This window comes from Paraflavitalea speifideaquila, from assembly GCF_032395985.1.
GTDB lineage: Bacteria > Bacteroidota > Bacteroidia > Chitinophagales > Chitinophagaceae > Paraflavitalea > Paraflavitalea speifideaquila.
The window spans coordinates 4,907,285-4,926,710 of record NZ_CP135920.1 but is presented as its reverse complement, the minus strand read 5'-3'; the positions used below and the strand labels follow the sequence as shown (position 1 = coordinate 4,926,710).

26 protein-coding genes and 2 pseudogenes are annotated in these 19,426 nt (G+C 49.0%); 13 read left to right on the top strand and 15 right to left on the bottom strand.

What is annotated here, in order from left to right:
* Position 1 precedes the first annotated feature (1 nt).
* From RS881_RS33980 to RS881_RS33935, 10 genes are all read right to left on the bottom strand, one after another.
* Entirely contained in the window at positions 2–988 is a 987-nt protein-coding gene (locus tag RS881_RS33980) for a hypothetical protein (RefSeq protein WP_315814812.1), read from the bottom strand.
* Entirely contained in the window at positions 972–1,472 is a 501-nt protein-coding gene (locus RS881_RS33975) for a hypothetical protein (RefSeq protein ID WP_315814811.1), read from the bottom strand. The genes RS881_RS33980 and RS881_RS33975 overlap by 17 nt, the downstream gene beginning before the upstream one ends.
* Positions 1,466–1,933 carry a hypothetical protein gene (locus RS881_RS33970; RefSeq protein ID WP_315814810.1) on the bottom strand — a complete coding sequence of 156 codons (468 nt, stop codon included), beginning with the start codon at positions 1,931–1,933 and terminating at the stop codon, positions 1,466–1,468. Before RS881_RS33970 ends, RS881_RS33975 begins: the two co-directional genes overlap by 7 nt.
* Complete coding sequence (locus tag RS881_RS33965) at positions 1,902–2,585, bottom strand: InlB B-repeat-containing protein (protein ID WP_315814809.1); 684 nt, start codon at positions 2,583–2,585, stop codon at positions 1,902–1,904. Before RS881_RS33965 ends, RS881_RS33970 begins: the two co-directional genes overlap by 32 nt.
* Before the next feature lie 395 nt (positions 2,586–2,980).
* Complete coding sequence (locus tag RS881_RS33960) at positions 2,981–3,181, bottom strand: T9SS type A sorting domain-containing protein (RefSeq protein WP_315814808.1); 201 nt, start codon at positions 3,179–3,181, stop codon at positions 2,981–2,983.
* Complete coding sequence (locus RS881_RS33955; protein WP_315814807.1) at positions 3,178–3,909, bottom strand: hypothetical protein; 732 nt, start codon at positions 3,907–3,909, stop codon at positions 3,178–3,180. The genes RS881_RS33960 and RS881_RS33955 overlap by 4 nt, the downstream gene beginning before the upstream one ends.
* Positions 3,910–3,956: 47 nt before the next feature.
* A complete protein-coding gene (locus RS881_RS33950) occupies positions 3,957–4,373 on the bottom strand; it encodes a hypothetical protein (RefSeq protein ID WP_315814806.1) in 417 nt (138 codons plus the stop codon).
* A 56-nt stretch (positions 4,374–4,429) separates the two neighbouring features.
* Positions 4,430–4,963: a hypothetical protein gene (locus tag RS881_RS33945; RefSeq protein ID WP_315814805.1), complete on the bottom strand. Its 534-nt coding sequence runs from the start codon at positions 4,961–4,963 to the stop codon at positions 4,430–4,432.
* Positions 4,960–5,664, bottom strand: coding sequence for a hypothetical protein (locus RS881_RS33940; RefSeq protein ID WP_315814804.1), 705 nt, complete (start codon positions 5,662–5,664; stop codon positions 4,960–4,962). Before RS881_RS33940 ends, RS881_RS33945 begins: the two co-directional genes overlap by 4 nt.
* Before the next feature lie 257 nt (positions 5,665–5,921).
* Positions 5,922–7,112, bottom strand: a complete 1,191-nt coding sequence (locus RS881_RS33935; RefSeq protein ID WP_315814803.1) for a helix-turn-helix domain-containing protein — start codon at positions 7,110–7,112, stop codon at positions 5,922–5,924.
* Positions 7,113–7,446: 334 nt separating this feature from the next.
* On the opposite strand from RS881_RS33935, the gene RS881_RS33930 reads away from it, so the two are divergent.
* Both RS881_RS33930 and RS881_RS33925 read left to right on the top strand, forming a co-directional pair.
* The gene (locus tag RS881_RS33930) at positions 7,447–8,124 is read left to right on the top strand and encodes a GDSL-type esterase/lipase family protein (RefSeq protein ID WP_315814802.1); all 678 of its coding nucleotides are present in this window, start codon (positions 7,447–7,449) and stop codon (positions 8,122–8,124) included.
* Between the two features lie 317 nt (positions 8,125–8,441).
* Positions 8,442–8,891 (top strand): hypothetical protein, encoded by a 450-nt coding sequence (locus RS881_RS33925; protein ID WP_315814801.1) that lies wholly within the window; start codon positions 8,442–8,444, stop codon positions 8,889–8,891.
* Positions 8,892–8,939: 48 nt separating this feature from the next.
* Here the strand turns inward: RS881_RS33925 and RS881_RS33920 are convergent, their stop codons facing one another.
* On the bottom strand, positions 8,940–9,437 hold the full coding sequence (locus RS881_RS33920; RefSeq protein WP_315814800.1) for a hypothetical protein: 498 nt from the start codon (positions 9,435–9,437) through the stop codon (positions 8,940–8,942).
* A 144-nt stretch (positions 9,438–9,581) separates the two neighbouring features.
* Here RS881_RS33920 and RS881_RS61840 point away from each other — a divergent pair.
* The 9 genes and pseudogenes from RS881_RS61840 to RS881_RS33875 all read left to right on the top strand — a co-directional run bounded on the left by RS881_RS61840 (position 9,582) and on the right by RS881_RS33875 (position 15,428).
* Positions 9,582–9,865, top strand: a pseudogene (locus RS881_RS61840) (DUF6958 family protein).
* An 82-nt stretch (positions 9,866–9,947) separates the two neighbouring features.
* Positions 9,948–10,925 carry a 3-keto-disaccharide hydrolase gene (locus tag RS881_RS33910; protein WP_315814798.1) on the top strand — a complete coding sequence of 326 codons (978 nt, stop codon included), beginning with the start codon at positions 9,948–9,950 and terminating at the stop codon, positions 10,923–10,925.
* Between the two features lie 171 nt (positions 10,926–11,096).
* Positions 11,097–11,969: a 2-oxoacid:acceptor oxidoreductase family protein gene (locus RS881_RS33905; RefSeq protein WP_315814797.1), complete on the top strand. Its 873-nt coding sequence runs from the start codon at positions 11,097–11,099 to the stop codon at positions 11,967–11,969.
* Positions 11,969–12,730, top strand: coding sequence for a sensor histidine kinase (locus RS881_RS33900; RefSeq protein ID WP_315814796.1), 762 nt, complete (start codon positions 11,969–11,971; stop codon positions 12,728–12,730). The genes RS881_RS33905 and RS881_RS33900 overlap by 1 nt, the downstream gene beginning before the upstream one ends.
* Entirely contained in the window at positions 12,727–12,852 is a 126-nt protein-coding gene (locus RS881_RS33895; RefSeq protein WP_315814795.1) for a hypothetical protein, read from the top strand. The genes RS881_RS33900 and RS881_RS33895 overlap by 4 nt, the downstream gene beginning before the upstream one ends.
* A gap of 2 nt (positions 12,853–12,854) precedes the next feature.
* A complete protein-coding gene (locus tag RS881_RS33890; RefSeq protein ID WP_315814794.1) occupies positions 12,855–13,058 on the top strand; it encodes a hypothetical protein in 204 nt (67 codons plus the stop codon).
* On the top strand, positions 13,052–13,609 hold the full coding sequence (locus tag RS881_RS33885) for a LytR/AlgR family response regulator transcription factor (RefSeq protein ID WP_315814793.1): 558 nt from the start codon (positions 13,052–13,054) through the stop codon (positions 13,607–13,609). The genes RS881_RS33890 and RS881_RS33885 overlap by 7 nt, the downstream gene beginning before the upstream one ends.
* Positions 13,610–13,926: 317 nt before the next feature.
* Positions 13,927–15,231 (top strand): TlpA family protein disulfide reductase, encoded by a 1,305-nt coding sequence (locus RS881_RS33880; RefSeq protein WP_315814792.1) that lies wholly within the window; start codon positions 13,927–13,929, stop codon positions 15,229–15,231.
* Entirely contained in the window at positions 15,201–15,428 is a 228-nt protein-coding gene (locus RS881_RS33875) for a hypothetical protein (protein WP_315814791.1), read from the top strand. The genes RS881_RS33880 and RS881_RS33875 overlap by 31 nt, the downstream gene beginning before the upstream one ends.
* Before the next feature lie 309 nt (positions 15,429–15,737).
* On the opposite strand, the gene RS881_RS33870 is transcribed toward RS881_RS33875, so the two are convergent.
* The 4 genes and pseudogenes from RS881_RS33870 to RS881_RS33855 all read right to left on the bottom strand — a co-directional run bounded on the left by RS881_RS33870 (position 15,738) and on the right by RS881_RS33855 (position 18,195).
* Complete coding sequence (locus RS881_RS33870) at positions 15,738–15,917, bottom strand: hypothetical protein (protein ID WP_315814790.1); 180 nt, start codon at positions 15,915–15,917, stop codon at positions 15,738–15,740.
* A gap of 35 nt (positions 15,918–15,952) precedes the next feature.
* Entirely contained in the window at positions 15,953–16,717 is a 765-nt protein-coding gene (locus RS881_RS33865; RefSeq protein ID WP_315824696.1) for a DUF5686 family C-terminal domain-containing protein, read from the bottom strand.
* A pseudogene (locus tag RS881_RS33860) lies at positions 16,617–17,665 on the bottom strand (DUF5686 family protein). Before RS881_RS33860 ends, RS881_RS33865 begins: the two are co-directional and overlap by 101 nt.
* Before the next feature lie 11 nt (positions 17,666–17,676).
* Positions 17,677–18,195, bottom strand: a complete 519-nt coding sequence (locus RS881_RS33855; RefSeq protein ID WP_315814789.1) for a carboxypeptidase-like regulatory domain-containing protein — start codon at positions 18,193–18,195, stop codon at positions 17,677–17,679.
* Between the two features lie 219 nt (positions 18,196–18,414).
* Here RS881_RS33855 and RS881_RS33850 point away from each other — a divergent pair, with 219 nt between their 5' ends.
* Both RS881_RS33850 and RS881_RS33845 read left to right on the top strand, forming a co-directional pair.
* A complete protein-coding gene (locus tag RS881_RS33850; protein ID WP_315814788.1) occupies positions 18,415–18,936 on the top strand; it encodes an RNA polymerase sigma factor in 522 nt (173 codons plus the stop codon).
* Between the two features lie 98 nt (positions 18,937–19,034).
* Positions 19,035–19,424, top strand: coding sequence for a hypothetical protein (locus RS881_RS33845; RefSeq protein WP_315814787.1), 390 nt, complete (start codon positions 19,035–19,037; stop codon positions 19,422–19,424).
* Positions 19,425–19,426: the final 2 nt, after the last annotated feature.

The window sequence follows — 19,426 nt, the reverse complement described above, 5'->3', positions numbered from 1 at the left end:
CTTACACAGGAAGTAAGCCCTGTGTGTCCATTGGCCCCAGCGGGGCATCCGTTTGTACGGCTTTGTGCCGCGCCTGTACTTCCATTCCCTCGTCACGCAATAACACAAATTCACCCGCGGCCTGGAAATCGTAGTTGATATCATTCACCGTTTTAATATGCGGGTCGCCATTCGTGGATGGACGGCCACCTACTATCCACCGGCGAATAGTTTCAATATCAGCTTTGCTGAGTGCCGGCCCGCCGCAGGGCATCAGTTCGCGGTTCATAATATTACAATCCTCACTGGCGCGGATCAACCGCTCATATATACCACTGGTAAGTCCGCCATTCGTATAAAGGATGGCTTTGTCATAAGACCGGGCCAGGCGCGGACTTACACCGGCAGGGGTACCGGCAGGCGGCGCTTCATCTTCCGACACATCGAGGAAGGTACCGAAGCGTACATAAGGCGGATAGTCCAACCCGCCATGGCATTCAATACAACTTTTATTAAAGATCCTTTGTATATCCGTATACTTGGGCACATCGTTCACTCCAGGTAAACTACCTAAAGTACTATTCACTGCAGCTATCACCTCCGCACTATTCCCGGGATTGGTAATGCCGCCCACCGGGTTGCTGGTTAAACTGGCACTTAAGCCCGACGAAAATACCGTAGTATAAGACGTAAACACATCGGCAAACGTATACGACCTCGACCGGCCACGTACACCCATCGACCATTTGTCGACCGACATACCCAGCGGTTCAAGGAAATAACGGTACAAGGCTATTTTCTCAATATTACTTTCCAGTTCACGATCTACATAAATGCCACCCATAAACGTACGGTCGCCCACACCTGCATCAATCGGCCTTCTGAATACTTCCTGGCGCACCCTGGCCAGTGAGGCGTCTGTACCCGCTGCTGTAGCCGCGCCGTATTGTTGTGCCATGCCAACAGCAGGCGCACCAACAGCCAGGTATATATCATCCGTACGGTTCACATTTAACTTTTTGCAGATCGGCCTTTCGCCGGGGTATGCTAAACGAGCGGTTCCTCGTATCCGTCACCAGCTCATTAATACTCATCCCATTCCTGGAATTGAAGAACGAGAGAGCAACTGTAAGGGGCGATCCGCCCACTGCACTTTGCACCGTATTGGAGCCTGCATTGATAGACAACATATTATTGGTGATGGCCAGCGCTATCGGCCGTATATCGATGGGTACACTGCCGGTGGCAAAGCGGTGATTGATCAGTTCATCCGTTATCCGTTGCGGATTGAGGTTGCCGTCGGCGCCGCCCAGCAGGTCAAAGAGCTGTACCCCGCGTCCTTCTACATTGGTGGGCGTAGCCGAGTGGTGCAGCGTAAGGAACGTACCGCCCCTTACTACCGTAGTAGCCGTACCCGATCCTGCCACCCCTGTAAAATTATAATTGGTGGTAATGGAGGCGCCACTGCCTACAGGTGCTGGTTCTGTCAGCACGATCGAACCCCATCAAAGGCAAAGTTTACATGCCCATCATTGGCGCCACCCGTTGTTCGGGTGATGGCATCACCGGCCGGTACGCCGGGTGGTTGTAGTTGCAGTTGTTCCATTACTGCCCTTACCGGTTCATTAGCAGACCAGGTCCAGGGATTGAAGAGTTTCCGGAAAGCAGCCGCTTCCAATGACCCCTGGTAAATGCGGTCGCGGTTAAAGGGCATCATGCCACCCCAGCTATCATACGTATCCCAGTTGGGTTTGTTCTTAAATTTAAGCGAGCCGGGTACTATGCCCGTAGTGCCGGGAAAAGTACTGAGGTTAAGTACATTGTTGGTGGAATGACATTTAGAGCATTTGCTATCATCAATAGAGATCGAACGCGTTCTGGCCGGTACCGTACCCATGGCTGGTATACTGGCGAGGATGACCTCATGAAAGCGGAAGTTTTTTTTCCGTGGCATCCCATTGCATCATTTCAATGGCCATGGGATGAGAGCCGGGGTATGAGCCATGTGTTACCAAACCAATGGTGAAAACGATCTGGGCATTGGCATTGGGCAACAGTAAACGCGGAAATTCGGCCGTGCCCGTTTGCAGGCTCTCTGACCGGCTCATCAATATCCAGTTCTGCCTGAATTCGGCAGGCAATGCACTGACAAAGCGGGCAGGTGTATTCACCGTGGGATTGGCGGTGAGGTAGGCCTGAATGCCGGCTGGTGTAAAATTGGTGAGCGTAGGGATGGCGGTCGTAAGGTCAAATACCGCTCTTACCGAGGTGGTGCTGCTGGCCGTGATCGTTACCGTAGTAGCTGTGCCTGATGCATCACCTTCCCAGTGGGAGAATACCGATCCCGGATCGGCAGTAGCCGTCAGCGTAAGCGAGGCTGGACCGGTGATCGTTTCCGTACAATCGCCACCACAATTAATACCCGCGGGATTAGAAGTAATGGTGCCTGTTCCCAGGCCCATCTTCATCACCCGTACATCTACCGGCGGTGGCGGCGTAGCCGTTATGATAAAGGTGATCAGCAGAATGCCAATGCATAGTATAACCCGTAAGGTGGGTGAAAGCCATTTCGATAAATTAACAGAGAATCGCTTTACCGATTTCATATTGGTGTTGTTTTATTGGTGCATAGAAAGTTTGTTGGCCCGCAGGCAGCCATGGCTTTCAGATGAGTGGCAAACAATAAAAAGGATTCCAGCCATGTTTGCTGGAGGTTAATTTTTCTTAGGGTGCTTAACCTTTAATTGGGCTACTAATTGGTACTGTTGTGGCAGGAATGGGCATCCATAGGGATGTAAAGAAGATAATTGAAGGTAAATGGAATGTTTCGGTTGTACAATACCCTGATAGTGGTATTTGTTCACCGGGCGCGGGCTACCCGTTAGTGGGAGGGTATGGGACAACAAAAAAGCCCCCATCTTGCCGAAGCTGAATGGAAGGCCTTTTGTTGGTAGGGAACCAGGGATTTATCTATGAACGTATGCAGACCTTATACTGCGCATTACCGGATCACCAATTTTTCTGCACCCTGTTCAAATTTTACAACATACGTACCTTTGGCATATCCCGATACGTCGATGACCTGTTTGCCAGCGGCTACTTGTTTTTTCAACAACAGTTTTCCGTCGGCGTTATACAACTCAACTGTACCCGCCTGCGCCTGTTGCACCAGTAAGCGCCCGTCCGTAACCAGGCCGGTCAATAGTTTCCACGCTTTGCCTGCTTCCCTGTTCTTACACTTACCACCTTGCTTTGCGTACTCCTGCCATCCAGGTCCCGCTGCAAAATGCGGTAATAGTTGATGCTGGCAGCGGGCTGCCCATGCAGGTAACTATATTGTTGCGGACTGTTGCTATTGCCAGCGGCAGTGGTAGTACCGATATTGTTCCATTGACTGCCATCAGTGCTGTGTTGAATAATAAAATCACGGGTGCCTTGTTCCTGTTCAGTGCCCCATTTCACCAGCACCTGGTTATTGTGCATCGTGGCGCTTACCTGTTGCCAGGTAAGTGGCATTAACCAGGCTGGTCCCAGCGTGGCATAAAAAGGCCGGTAAGTATCCCCAAAACTGCTGAGCGTTCCTCCGGCAAATACATAGCTGGCATTGGCGCCTACCGCCCAGGTGGTAGGCTGTAAAGTGCCTGTATACCCTGCATTGGGGTTCCAGGACGCTACATTGCCATTGGTATATACAGCCGCCAGGTGATTGCGGGACACCGTTCCAACCGTTGTAAAATTGCCTCCTATATAGATCGTATTGCCTTGCTTGGCCATACTCCATACAAAATTATTGGTGCCAGGGGCCCAACTGGTGAGCGCACCGGTGCTAAGGTTGAAGGCTGCCAGGGAGCGGCGTGTAAAACCATTGATGAAAGGAAAATAACCACCTACATAGAGCGTATTGCCATCTTTCAACAGGCAATTGACCATGCTGGTTACACTAGGCGCAAAAGAATTAAGACTGGCGTTGGTAGCATTTACTGCAGAAAGGAAGGCCCGGGTGGTGCCATTGATAGTGGTTTGCTTGCCCCCAATATTACCTGGCTGCCATCCACCACGATCGCATTGATCTCGTTATTGGCATTGGGATTCCAGGCTGCATCCAGTGCCCCTGTAGTAGCATCTACTGCGGCTGCATTGTTACGAACAGTACCACCCACATTGGTGAACCAGCCGCCCAGGTATATTTTGCTGCCATTGACGGCAACGGCATTGACCGAGTTGCCCGTTACATTGGGATTCCAGGCGCTCAGTGCCCCCGTAGTTATATCCACTGCGCCCACCCGGTTGCGCGTAGCGCCACCCAGGGTTGAAAACAGACCGCCTACATAAAGCGTAGAGCCCGATTTTACAAGCGTTCTTACCCCACCACCACAAGCAGGCGCCCACGACAAAAGATTACCGGTGGGAATATCAATCGCCGCCAGTCCATTGCGTACCGTACCATTGGCTACCGTATAATCACCCCCAGGAAAGTGGTAGTGCCGGAAATATTTATGGTGTATACCCGGCCGGATGCCATGGGATTCCAGGTTTGCAGGGCCCCATTGCTTACTGCAAACGATGCTGCGCCATAGCGGGCAAAACTACCATCGGCCGCTGCATTATAGGCCCCCGCAGCATATATATTGGTGCCTGATATCGCCATACTGAATATACCTCCTATATTAAGGCTGCCGCCCGGCGCCCAGGCCGTAAGCGCACCTGTGGTATTGTTCACCTGCGCCATATATGGACGTGAAGTACCGGCCAGCGAAGCAAATGATCCGCCAAGAAATACATTGGTACCGCTGGGCACTATGCTGTATACCGATCCATTTGCATTGGGATTCCAGGTGCTTAATAGGCCGGTAGTCACATCGTAGCCAGCTGCCCGCCGGCGCGTATTGCCGCTGATAAAAGTATAATCACCGCCAACATAAAGCGTAGCGCCATTGAGCGCAAATGTATTCACCGCCCCATCAGCATTGGGGTCCCAGGTCATAGGGGTGCCTGTAGTAAGGTCAATGGAGGCAATGCGGTTGCGCGTAGCACCGCCGATGGAGGTAAACCACCCCCGATATACAATACAGTACCCTGCACCAGGAAGGCCCTTACACTGCTATTGGCATTAAGGTCCAGGCTGCCTACCGTGCCTGTACTGGCGTCCACGGCGGCAAAATTGTTGCGGCTAACACCACCGATCGTAGAAAAATTGCCCCCTACATATACCGCAGAGCCATTCAGGGCCAGTGCATAGATATAGGCAGAGGAAGAAGACACATCGGGATTCCAACTGTGCAGCGTGCCATCCGCATTGATACGTGCCAGGCAGTTCCGCGTTTGTCCAAGAACCGAGGTAAAACCACCACCTATATACCAACCTCCAGCTCCATCAGGTATCGAAACACGGATATCGCCATTCACGCCCATATTGTGCGACCATTGGGCCGTCCCTGTAGTCGTATTAAAGGTTTGCGCCCTTTCATAGAGCGGACCGATCATCGTAAACATGCCACCCAGGTATAAATTATTGCCATCTTGTTCCATGGCCCTCACCTCGCCGTTGATATGCCAGTTATAGGGAAGTACAAGCGATTGTGCCGATGTGGGCAGCGATAATAAGAAAGATGCTGCAACCAGCAGCCATAAGAAAAAGGAATGCGTACCTAAAGAATGTCGTGATCTGTGTAGATAACAAGTCATATATATTATTTATAGGTATTGAATGCAGAAGGAGCGTCTCGGCTCTTGTGACTGGTAAAACACCTTAACAGGCAGGTGGCGTAAGATGGTGCAGGAGCAGTTTCATAACGATGATTTTGGATGGTCAATATTAGGAATGGATGTTTGCTTTTGCAGGAAGCAAACCTAGTCAGGCCGCGTGGAAATTGGTGGTAATACAGGGCGAGGTTTGTGCCATTTTTCAAAAATGACACAAGGTAAAAGACAAGTGGGGCTTGCTATGCCTGCCTGTGGCTGATAAATTCGCTGGGCGACAGCCCCGTTACTTTTTTAAACGATTTAAAGAAAGCAGAACGCGAAGCGAAACCCGCTTTTAGTCCAATTGCTTCCAGCGTCAGTTCATTGCTTAATCCGGCTGCGATCAACTCCTGTGCATAACCAATGCGGTAACTGTTGCGGTAGTCATTAAAGGTTACCTGTTTGTGCTCGCGGAACAAATAACCCAGGTGGTGGGCAGGCACATTGATCATATAAGCCAGTTTCAGCATATTAAAGGCAGGCGCCAAATAGGGCTGTTCTTTTTCCATATAACGATCTACCTCTTTGGCCAGGGCATCCAGGTAGGGAAGCTCCAATTGCATTTTGGGCGATAGGTCGGCTGTCATTGCCATACCCGTACCTTCCACAACCGTATCCGCAACATCAGTAGGCAGGATGACTTCAGTAACAGGTGTGTGTACCTCCCCTACAAGTTCTATTTTATCGGCCACAGTATTGTGTGATAAAACAGGTTCAACCGTTATTGATTGAAGCGGATCGCTGGAAATAAGCGTGCGGGCAGGTAACCGTATTTCATTTTCTTCCTTGAATGCGGGCCTGCTGTCAAAATCAGGCAATCCATACAATACCTGCGGAAACAGGAAAGGGGCCAGCAGTAATCCCACCATCGAAAAAGCAACCATCACTTGCAGCGTTCGGGCATTGAGCAGGTGAAAGAAAATATCCGGCCGCTGCCCCTGCAACAGCGCAATGGCAAAACCCAGGAACAGCAACAACTGGAAAGAAAGAAAGCAGGCCACCCATTTTTTGATCACCCGGCGTTGTGTTGTCAGCGGCGATAGCCTGATCCTGCGCAAGTGCCTTCGCCAGATCACAATAGAAACAAAAGCGTAGATCACAGCCAGCAGGGGGCGGCTCAGGTACATCACCATATTGGCGCCTGTCAGCTCAGTAAATAGATTCGCCTTGTGTACAAATACATAATTGATATTATTCGCAATGGCCGCGCCTATCCCCAGCTTTTCAGAAAATGGCAATACCCAGTAAGGAAGGGATATTAATACGTGGATCAGCGCAGGCAGGAAGTGAATTACATCCTTCCCGCTTAGTTGCGTATTGTCGCGGATCAGACTGCGTACATAAAAGTAAGCCATGGGGCCCGTGAGGTAAGCAAGAAAGGTTGAGTGCACATAAAAGACCGCAATCCAGAATGGCGAACGGGCATAAACAAATATATAATGGCTAAGCCCATACACACTGACCAGGAAAAAGAATACCCCAGGTAAATACTCGATTGAAATCGCCTGCCGTTAAAGTACAGCAACAGGAGCGACATCAACAAACCCAACAAGGATAGATATAATAACATACGGCGACTTAGGGGCCGCAAAGATAACTGGCGTTATTGAGGCCAACAAGCAAGGCGCCTGCTTTGCCTTTTATTTTTCAATCAGGTAACCGTAAATATGTTCTACATAATAATCCGGATTTAACTAACTTGGTCACCCAAACCAAACCAGTTATATGAAGTTTGTCATCTTTGCCAGTTTGCTAAGCCTTGCTTGTTGTCAATCGTCCCTGGCCCAAACATCGTCTGCCACGGCCAATCCTGATTATCGCCCCGGTGCTTATGCCGTGAAAACCGCTCAATTCAGAGCCTATCCCAATTCAACAAAAGATATTATTTTCCTGGGCAACAGCATTACCGCTGGTACCGACTGGGCCGAGCTGCTGGCCAATCCCAATGCCCGCAACCGCGGTATCTCTGGCGATATTACCTATGGCATCCTCGCCCGCCTCGATGAAGTAACAGAAGGTCAGCCCGACAAAGTATTCCTCCTCATCGGCATCAACGATATACAGCACAATACCCCCGACAGTATTATTATCGCCAATTACCGGAAGATCGTGCAAACCATCAAACAGGCTTCACCCCGCACCAGGATCTATGTACAAACCCTGCTGCCCGTAAACAATACCTTCACCCAATTCAAAAATCATTACAATAAAGACGAGCACATCGCTGCCGTAAATGAAGGCATCCGCAAAATAGCGGCTGAAGAAAAGGTAACCTGCATTGAATTGAACAAAGCATTCCAGGATGCAGAAGGCAAACTGGATAAGAACCTCACCATGGATGGACTGCACCTCAAAGCCGAAGGGTATAAAGTGTGGGCCGGTATTTTGAAGCCCTACCTGTAAACCAGTAGAACACCCTGGTGTAGTTTTTATACCTTAGCGCCGTTCATTGATGTCGTTGAATTAACTAGTTACTCTGTAGTAGTAGACTGTCCGCCTTGTCGACTGTCAGGCAGAGTCTCGCCGACGGGCGGAAAGCCGACTTAAGGGTGGGTCGCTCTCCAAGAGCGGCTCACCCTGGTTCTTCAGTCGCCAGCCTCTGGCTGGTGACGCCTATTTTGTAGCCTCAGGCTACAGACTTAAACTGTAGTCTAAAGGAGCGTGTCATTTGTTACTGAATTCAACGACATCGTAGCTTATCTCTTCAAAAACACACAAACATGAATCGTTTGCATTGGCTCCTCGTTTGTTGCTTTGTTCTGGCAGGTTTTTCATCTACTTACGCGCAGCAAAGCAAAGAGACACTTCCTTTTAAAATGCGTGAAGGAGCACACAATTTTACCCTTCAATGGATTGGCTGGGAAAATCCTGGCAAAGTGCAGATCACCAAAAAAACAGACAGTACCTATTCCATACAGGGAGAACAAAGAGGGGAAGGAACTGATTTTGTAAGCATTCACGGTACCCTGAAAGTGGTATCGCCACGTGAACTGACCTTCGATGGTACCATCCTTACCAAGATAAGCCATATCTACGAAGGAAAAGTTTGCGACCGTACTGGTACTTACCATTTCCTGGCAAAAGGCGCGCGCAAATACTGGCGTTTGCAGGAAATGGACAATTGTGCCGGCGGCGCTCATGCCGTGGATTATGTAGATATATTCTTTTAACGGCGTTGCTGTGCTTAGGGTAGCGCCCTGTCCTGAGTGTAAGTTTAATTAATTGCCTGCTGTTACCACATACTTGAACGTGAATCCTGGTATCACATACGTATTCAAGCCCGTAGGTACAGGTGTGGTGGGCCCGGCAGACCAGTAATAATGCAGGCGGATATTGCCCGCTTTAAATTCATACATGAAATGGTGGTTAATAGCAGGAAATGCACCCAGGAAGCTATAGGGCAGGTTAGTCCAGCTATCGTTGTTGGGTTTAAAAAACACTTCCACCGATCCCCGCTTAATAATGTCTGCAGTAATGAGGTCCGTAGCTATGTCCGCATAGCGGGTTGAATAATACGTGATAGCTCCTCCCCCTGTTTGCAGTGCCCATTGACCAGGATACAACCAATTGCTATTGATTAGCCTAATAGTATCGCCTTTTACATTGGCATTGCCTGCCGGGCCCGGAGGCCCCTGGGTTCCTTCCTTTTTACACCCAGCTAAGGCTGGAAGGATCAGCAAATAGGTAAGCATATGGCGGATGATGCCTGATTTCATAGCCGGGATATTTTGGGCAAAATTTGGAATAAGCTGCGCAGGGAAAGCGCCAGTTAGCCATTCACAGGAATGAGTGAGCCAATGGGGCCGCATGCAAAAATTGGGCTACCTTTAACAGGTTAAATACTGCGTTATGGGTGAAAAATACAATTACTCCATCCCAAAGGCAAAAAACTGGCCCGCATTGACAAGGATAAATATGATACAATCCGCAAAGCCATCCTGAAAGCGTTGAAAAAGGCCCCTTGCAACATACTCCCTTGCTGGAAGCCATCCTGGCTGATTTTAAGAAACGCAACGTACAATTTGAAGGAGCCATTGAGTGGTACATGGAAGGCGTAAAGCTCGACCTGGAAGCCACCAGGGTGATCCTGCGCATTCCTGATAAACCTCCTTATCAATGGCTACTGGCGCCTGCTGTTCCTTAATAACCATCCAACCACTGCTTGTTCCTGCAATGCTTGGTACCCGACTGGGTTTTGTATATTTACTCCCACATAATGAAAACCTATGCATAAGAACCTTTTTTTGTTGGGGATGAGCTGCCTCCTGGTAAGCGGGCCGGCCAGTACCCTCGCAACACCATCAGCTTCCATTAGTCATGTGCACATACAACCTGTTGCCGAACCCAAGGACCTTATTGGCCGTTGGGATATTACCATCGACAGGGATGGAAAACCCGTTCCCTCCTGGCTGGAAGTAAAACTGAGTGGCAACCGCACCCTGGTGGGTTATTTTGTAAGTGTTAGCGGCAGCGCCCGCCCTGTATCCAAAGTAAACTTTGACAATGGTAAGTTTAGTTTTGCCATTCCTCCCCAATGGGAGCGGGGCAACCAGGACCTGGTACTGGAAGGTGAAGTAACCGCCTCTGGCATTCAGGGAACTGTTGTAACGCCCGAAGGAAAAAAATACAACTGGACCGGCGTAAAAGCCCCTTACTTGCTTAGAGCCTCCGCCCCCGCATGGGGTAAGGCCATCAACCTGTTCAATGGCAAAGACCTCACCGGCTGGAAAGCCCTGGGTCAAAACCAATGGGAAGTAAGAGATGGTATTTTAACCAGTCCCCGTTCAGGCGCCAACCTGATCTCTGATCAAACTTTTACCGATTTTAAATTGCATGTAGAGTTCAGGTTCCAGAAAGGCAGCAATAGCGGCGTATATTTAAGAGGCCGTCATGAAGTGCAGATAGAAGACAATCCTGCTACCGATCATCCTTCTGCCCACTTATTCAGTGGTGTATATGGTTTCCTGGCCCCCAGCGAAATTGCTTCCCTGGGTCCCGATCAGTGGCAAACCTATGATATTACCCTGGTGGGTCGTATGGTGACCGTGGTGGTGAATGGTAAAACAGTGATCAGCAACCAGGAAATACCCGGCATTACCGGCGGCGCCTTAGACAGCAATGAAGGCGAGCCAGGGCCTATTTATATCCAGGGCGATCATGGCCCTATTGAATTCAGGAAAATTGTGATCACACCCGCTAAATAAGGCCAGGTCGTTCAGCATGATAACTATTTTAGAAAGTTTCACCCCTCCCGGTGGAACTTTTCTTTTCCAGATACTAGGCCATTCCTGCTTAATCCTCAACACCCTTTGTTGGTATGCCCAATTTCAACCAGTTTTGCCAGGCGATCATTGATTGGGATAACTTATTAGAGCATGACACCAAATAGCCACCATAACAGTTATAAACAATGGATAGCTAGCTTTTGCCTGGCTATGGCGGGATCGTTGTCTGCCGGTGCGCAAGACAAGGGGACCTCCTTTGGCAATCATTTTCTGTTCGAGCTGTTCACCATTACTACCCGTGCCCAGGTAAAAGAACCCGTATATACCCTCATCAGCGATACTGCCTTGTACAGCATCTTTGATAAACTACAGGCGGGGCCAAAGGAGGGCGTGGTAAATAATACACCAAAAAGCCCCTTGCTACTGGGTATTAAACTGAATCCCCAACTCACCAGGTACAATGCCAATATTGTTCATTCCATCAGTAAAACATATACCAGCTACCGGATTGCCGATAGCTCAGCAGCCATCCTGATAGCGATGGGGATTACCGCCACCAATAAAGCCCAATACCAATACCATGTGGTGATGAACGATAGCGTGGAACTGGTGCCCTGGAGCCCCGTCACCAAATTGGAGCAACACTATGGAGCCAGGCAACCCTATGCGGCGCTGGGTACATTCCAGTCGCCCGGCAATATGATCATGGTAGAGGTGGCCAACCGCAAGGATTACAGCATCCGCGATGGCGTGATCTTCGATTGGCGCACCAACCTGAAACCTGTATTGGAACATATTACCATAGACATGCGCCGCGACTATTTCAACCTGGCCTACCTGGCCCGTAACCGGCAATATGCTACCCGGTTTGATGCACAAACCGGTGTGCCCCTCGATTTTACTTTTCCGCAAGACAGCATAGAGCGACTAATCATCCAGTTTGAAAAACGGCCAACCGTGGCTTATGCAGCTTACTTGCTCAGAGATAGGGCAGGTAAAAAGATACACTCACCCTTGAGTTGATGAGTGAAATGGGACAGGTGGTACTCGATAAAAACAAATACCATCAACCCGGTCGATATGAACTGCGTGTAGAACCACAGGCAAGGATACCCGTATGGAAAGAAGCCAGTATGATCACCATACCATTCGAGGTTTTACCCTCACCAGTCCGTAAGCCCCTTACCCTCAAACAGGTTTGGCCTTGGATAGCAGGTGCGCTGGTGCTGATTGCCCTGGTATTTGCTGCGTACCGGCAGTATACCAGGCGACTGGTTCGCCAGGCGGCACAACAACGCAGTAAGGTACAGCTTACCCTAAGAAGCATCCGCTCTCAACTGAATCCCCATTTTATGTTCAATGCCCTGGGCTCCATCCAAAACCTCATGAACAAACACCAACTCCTGGAAGCCAACCATTACCTGGCCAAATTTGCCGCCTTGACCCGCCAGGTACTCAACACCAGTGAGCGCGAATTGATCAGCCTGGAAGATGAACTCAAAATAGCCAGCGATTACCTCGAAATGGAACAACTAAGGTTTGCCTTTCAATACCGCTTGCAGGTAGCCCCCAATATAAATCAGGCCAATAGCGAAATACCTTCCATGCTATTGCAGCCCTTTATTGAAAATGCAGTAAAACATGGCATGGCCAGCCTGCGGGAAAAGGGCTTCATCACCGTTGAAGTACAGCAGCAGGAACACAACCTGGTGTTTACCATACATGACAATGGGCCGGGTTTTAATAATGAGCCCCCGATACTAAACCTGGTTCATTTGGTTTGAAGCTTAGCCGCGAAAGGATTGACCTCATCAACCAGGTGTATAAAGACCAGCCAGCTTCCCTGCACATAGATTCAAAACCAGGCAATACTACCATTACACTTACTTTAACCAATTGGATATAACCATGCCAATCAATGCCGTGATCATAGAGGATGAACCCAATAACCTGGAGAACCTGCAAGGCCTCCTGGCCAATTGGTGTACCGGTATACAGATTGTAGGTACAGCTACTACCGTGGATCAAGCTGTGCAGGCCATCCGTACACATCGCCCCAATTATTATTCCTGGATATCCAACTCCATGATCGTACGGGTTTCGATGTGCTGAAAGCCATCGACTCAATCAATTTTGAAGTGATCTTCATTACCGCTTATGACCATTACGGCATACAAGCCGTAAAATTCTCCGCCCTCGATTACCTGTTGAAACCCATTGATATCCGTGAACTGCAACAGGCTGTTGACAAGGCACGGCAAAAAATAGCGGCCAGGCAACAGAACAGCAACCTGGAAAACCTGTTGCAGTATATCAGGCAGGTGGGTATCGATATGCCCCGTATTGCCTTGCCTACCTTGCATGAAACGCGCTATGTAAAAGTGAGTGAAATAATACGTTGCGAGGCATCGAACAATTATACCCGGTTTTATTTGAGTAGCGGTGAAAGTATCCTGGTAAGTAAAACCCTGAAAGAATTTGCAGAGCTGTTGAAGTCTTATGATTTTTACCGCATCCATCAATCACACCTGGTCAATTTGAAGTATGTGAAAAGCCTGCTACGCGAAGATGGTGGCGCCTTACTGATGGAAGACGGCGCCAGGGTACCCATATCCCGGCAAAATATGGAATCCATAAAACAAGCCCTCAACCGGCTGTTGTAAGTATAAATAGTTTCCCATGTCATTTACTTAAGCAAACGTCTGTCAGGAGCCTGTCGACCTTTCAGTCTTGTCGAAGGTGGGCCACCCTGCCGCGCTGCTTTGCCGGGCTGCAGGGTGACTCACCTTTCATCTAAAGGAACCTGTCGAAACATGCTGTCTTGTTGAGCTTGTCGAAACCGGCTGAAGGGTGGGTCGCCCTCTCAGGGCGGCGCACCCTTCAGACAGCACTCGCTCGCCTCTGGCGAGTGAGGCTATTGCGTAGCCTCCGGCTACCAATAGCTCATCCTGTTATTGAAATAATTTCCTTCATTTATTAATTGTTCTTCTATGAAGTATCTATCATTATGCATGGTAGCCGTCATTGCTATGTCTGCTGCCTGGGCCCAGACCCCCATCCCAAACCAGTAACCATAACAGCAGGCGTAGTACATGTTACCGATAGCACACCTACCGTATTGGCCGTTCATTTTGTGAACCCCTTTTTTAAACAATCACCCAGGGCCCAACTGAATAAAAAAGGCACCCTGTTGGTACGGGGTGAAATGCTCTTTGCCCAAAACATGACCGTACGGTACAATGATGTTTTTATCAACTTGTATGTAGTGCCCGGCGATTCCGTACACCTGTCTATTGATGCTGCCAGGCTAAACCAACCAAACTTTGCCTGGCTCACCATTTCCGGCGATCATGCCCACTTAAGTACCCAGCTCAACAAGGCCCATCACTTTATCATGGGCCTGCCCAATAAAAAGTATGACTGGCGTTTGCCGGCTCCTGCTATGCTATTGGCTATTAAAGAAGATTACAACAACAAGGTGGCCAGCTTCAATTCCTATGCCATCAACAACCAGTTAGATACCCTGGTGATTAATTTCATCCGGCGCGACCTGTTGTATGCTATTTCAAACTACCTCACCGATTATGTATATGATACCCTGGCGCCTGCTGAAAAACAGGCCCGCATTAACCTGTTCAGTGACACCCTGTTTGATATGCACAATGCGGCTAATTTTCAAACCATGCTATTTGCTTATCACCTGGGCTGGTATGCCCAGTGGATTACCGGCAGCGATAGCCTGGTGCAACAGGCGAAAGCGAAGGAACAATACCAGACAGCGGCCAGGGTAGGGGCAGCCATCCTGTTAAAACAACCAGCTACCATCAGCCGCGATTATATGCTCTATTCATTTCTTTCGGGCCTCGGCCTCAAATCACCAGCCCTATTGAGTGAATTACCCGAAATACCCAGCTGCTTTACTACATCACTGTATTATGATTATTTAACCAGCAGTATGCAACGTGCCCATTCATCCAACTTTGCCGTACTCCCCATTTCCGGTATGTATTATTTGACTGCATCCCGTAAAGAACAAGCCGTACCCCGCACCGGTATACTCCAATACCTGACAAAAAAATATCCCGGCAAGGTCATTTACCTCGATGTATATGCTACCTGGTGCGGCCCCTGCCTGAAGGAAATGAAATATGCTCCCGCCCTGCACCAGCTTTACAAAAACAAGGGAATTGTGTTTGTCAATATCTGTGCACAGGACGATATCGTGTATTGGAAAAACTGGTCAAAGAAAAGAAGTTGCCAGGCGAACATTATTTTCTGGATGTAGATGCCAGCAAACTGTTCATGGGCAATTACCAGATCGATGCTTTTCCTACCTATGCCCTCATCAATAAAAAGGCGTTATCGTCACCACCCATGCCCCCAGGCCATCCGATGGACCGAAGTTGCACCGTAAGTTCGAAGAATTATTGGGGAACGATAAGTAGTGTAGCCTCCGGCTACAGAACCGAGACAGAAGCCTAAAGCCTTTTCTTTCCGACTTCCGGACTTCCCGACTCCCGGACTCAAAAGGCGCCTACCGCCATTTGTCAATAGAGGTGACACCTTTCGTTTTCTACGCAAGCGAAAGGTGTCACCTCTGATGCCCCCTCACTCGCTCGCCTTCCCGCCGAATGGCGGGATGAGGGTATTGCTTCACTCGCTCGCCTCTGGCGAGTGAGGGTATTTCGTAGCCTCCGGCTACAGAACCGTGACAAAAGCCTAAAGCCTTTTCTTCCCGTCTTTCCGACTTTCCGGACTTTCGGACTTTCCGACCCCGGACTCAAAAGACCCTCATCGCCATTTGTTCCTGATCCGGTCCCAACTCGTTACTCCGATCTTGAACTGCACCGGATTCCGGAATTGATTGGCAGCCGAGCCAACTACATATATACCTACTTTGAATTTGGCCAGCGGTGCAAAAGGCCATTTGAATACCCGTTCTACTCCGGCAAATATTTCGCCATAATGCAACTTGCGTTCTGGCGCTATGAGGAAACCGGCGCCGGCTACTTCGCGCAGTTCCAGCTTTTCAACAGCGGTACCTTGTTTAAAAGAAAGCCATTGAACTCATGCAGGTAATGCGCCTGGTAAAAACGGTTGAATACCGGGAAGGTAGAATCCAGCGATTGAAAGGCTTCATGGGGGTTAGAGAATAACAGTGGATCGCCACGCCGTTGGAATTTATAATCTACCAGCCGCAGGTCCTTCCGGTTGAGAAAACTACCACTCAACAAGGTGTAAGAGGATATGCCAGTAATCCCCAGCTTTACTTGTTGTTCCAAACCAAATTCCAGGTAGTCAAAATCCACCTTACTGTTAAAGGGCCCCTTGATGCCCTTACGCCACAGCCCATAAAAAGTAGGCCAGGCCGATCCCAGGATGATCTTCTGCCTTGGCTCACGGATATAACGCTGCCCTGGGGTGTAGGCCAGTTTTACTTTACCATACAAGGCATTGTACGACGCGAAGGCGATGGCCTGGTTATCCTTCAGCACATTGCCAAATAAACTGTCTAGTTGCGGATTGGTCTTGTAATCACTCACTGAACGACGGTAAGCGAAATCAATATCACTGTACAGGAAAAGTCCATTCACCAATTCCAATCCATGTCCTACACTGACCGGGTGATCGAGAAACACATTACTGCGCTTCAACTGATTGATCCAGGCATCACCGGCGAAGATGGCCTGGAACTCGCGGCCCACCGCAACGCGTACAAAACCACGGTTGAAGGGATTGTATAGATGCGATGCGTTGATACTGCCATTGATATCTTTGTTGCGCAGTCCGTAACTGATATTGGCATAGAACTGAACCGTTTTTCGACTTAAAGGTTTTATAATAACCCAGCGTGGGGTTGATGCGTGTGCCGCCAAACTCCAAAGGCTGGTATAACCCCAATACAGTGGGCAATACCCAGGTTCTTTCTTTTTCCCGGTTATACAATTCCTGGCCCAGGATGCCGATCTTTTTCCAGGTGATTTTATTGGTCATCCTGTCGATGGAGTCAAGATACCTCTTGGTATGCGTAGCATTGTACACACTGTCCTTGTACCGGATGAACTGTATCTCCTGCGCGGTAAGCGGCTCTGTACGCGTTTGCTGCCAGTAAGTACTGTCCCGCTGATAAGCTTCCTGCGTGGTAGCACTTACTTCATTGCCAAAGTAACCTTTGGGAAATTGTTTGTTCAGACTAAAGTGGTGATAGTTGACAATCGTTTGTCCCGACACCTTTCCTTTGCCATGCCTGGAGTGATACCTAAAAGATTGCCGGGTGATCATCCAGGCCGTATCATGTACACACTCATATTGTTGGTCTACTTCAAAGAAATCATATTCCGGCAAATGATAGCGCGGCATCCGAAAAGTGGCCGACAAGATCACCCAGCTACTATCGGCTATTTCAATTGACCCTCCATCGTAGCATTGCTCAGCTGGCGGGGCTTGAAACTGACCGTAAATACTTTTTGCCCATTTTTCTTTTCTGTACTGAGCGTTTTATACCGGTAGGCCACCAGTCCACTGTAGCTCACAGGCGATATAAAAGGGATCGTTGAAAGCGTGCGTGATTGGAGCAGGTTCTTATATAGATTAAAATCCCCTTCCGAAGCCGATAAATAAAACAAGCCTTCCGGTGTTCCCCGCTTGCTAACCCCCTGCCTTTCTTCATGTACCTGTTGCGATAGCGATTGATCATAGCGTAGCGAGATCTCCGTCATCGATAACTTATTCAACTCACGGTGCAGCAACTGCTGCACCGTACTGCCGGGTTTGATCTTTTTATTTTTTCGGCCATTGAATCCTTGCGTAGCGCCCTGATGTAGATGTCGCAGGAATAAGCGCCCGGGGCTGCCAGGATACTGTCCTTGTGCCGGATCACCTGGCGGATAAATTCTTCGGCCCTGTCCTTGTATTTTGCTTTTACCGTTACTTCAGTTAAGCCATTATTGTCGCTGGGGTCCAGTATGAAGTTTTGGACAGTGTTCTTATTCACCACCATCGTTATGATCCTGCTGGTAAAGCCAACCATGCTGATCACCAGGTCGTACTTGCCTTCTTCCAACTTTAATTCGTAACTGCCATCGGCCTGCGAAAGCGTACCCTTTTGCAATTCTTTTACCTGGATACTGGCATACCCCAGCGGTTCCAGCTTATTGTTAGTAACCTTGCCACGGACGGTATAGAACTGAGCTGCCAGCGGTTGCGTGCAAAGCAATAGGATCAACAGGGCACAGCAGTTGTTGGTCATGGGGTTATTTATGCGGCTAATATGTAGATTTTACCTTTATTATTTTCATAAGGAAATGATAAAGTGCGCGTCAACAGGATAAGCTATTACCGCTCTTTTCCTGACGAACGGATGCCTCCCAATGGTTGGGAACCGGGGTGCTAAAGCCAACTATTTGATCTATCTCAAAGAAAACTTACTAATTTCCGGCATGAATGAGGAAGAGCAGCACAGGTATTATTGGGAACAGTTGCGAAAGGGCGACAAACAAGGCCTTTTGAATTGTACAATAGCACCTACTTCCACCTCGTGCGCTTTGGATTAAAGATCACCGCTAACGATGAGCTCGTAAAAGATTGCGTTACCCAACTTTTCTTTCAGTTGTGGGATAAGCATACCCGGCTCAATGCCGTTACCCATGTACGCGCTTACCTGTTCACCTCCCTGCGCAGGATGCTGCTCGACAAGCTGGAGTATCATTCCAAAACCGATGCAGCCATTAGTCGTCTCTCTACCAAAGAAGATCATGAAGAGCTGCCTTATGAAGAAATTATTATCCGGGTGCAGCATGATGAGGAGTTGAGACAAAAACTATACAGGGCCATGGAGCAACTCACACCCAAACAAAAGGAACTCATCCGTCTTATGTTTTTTGAAGGCCTCAATTATGAGCAGGTAGCAGCCCAAACCTCCCAAAGTATTAAAACCGCTTACAATACAATCTATAACGCTATCCAGGTATTGCGGAAAGTGCTGAAGTAGCTGTTCACACCCTGGCGCAAGCTGCCTCTTAAAGGTGCGTCGCTCTGCAGCTTGGCCGGAGCAGCGCTGCAGAGCGGCTCACCTTTGCCTGCAAAGAGATGACAACTTTCCCTTGCCACGAAAACGAAAACGAAAAGGTATCACACCTTAGTTCCTTTGCGCAATGTAGTGTGGTGGCTGTTGGGATGCCTGCTTGTGCCTGGGTGATCTGCATATTTATTGGAGATCTTTTGGAATCACATATAAGACTTGCAATACTTCATAAGAAAACCATTGATTGGAGAAATAGGCCTCAGCATGACTATTTCCTCAAAGGCCACCTGGGCAATGTGCGCATGGTGCTCACCGAACAAACCGACACCACAAAGTACATGGCTACCATGGAAGCGGCTTACCCATCTTCTGCCATAAGTCCCGATACTCTCGTGGCCAGGGTCGGTGGCAGTGGTCCAAAGGTAGGGCCGGCCCTGGTACTGAAGGTGATTTAACT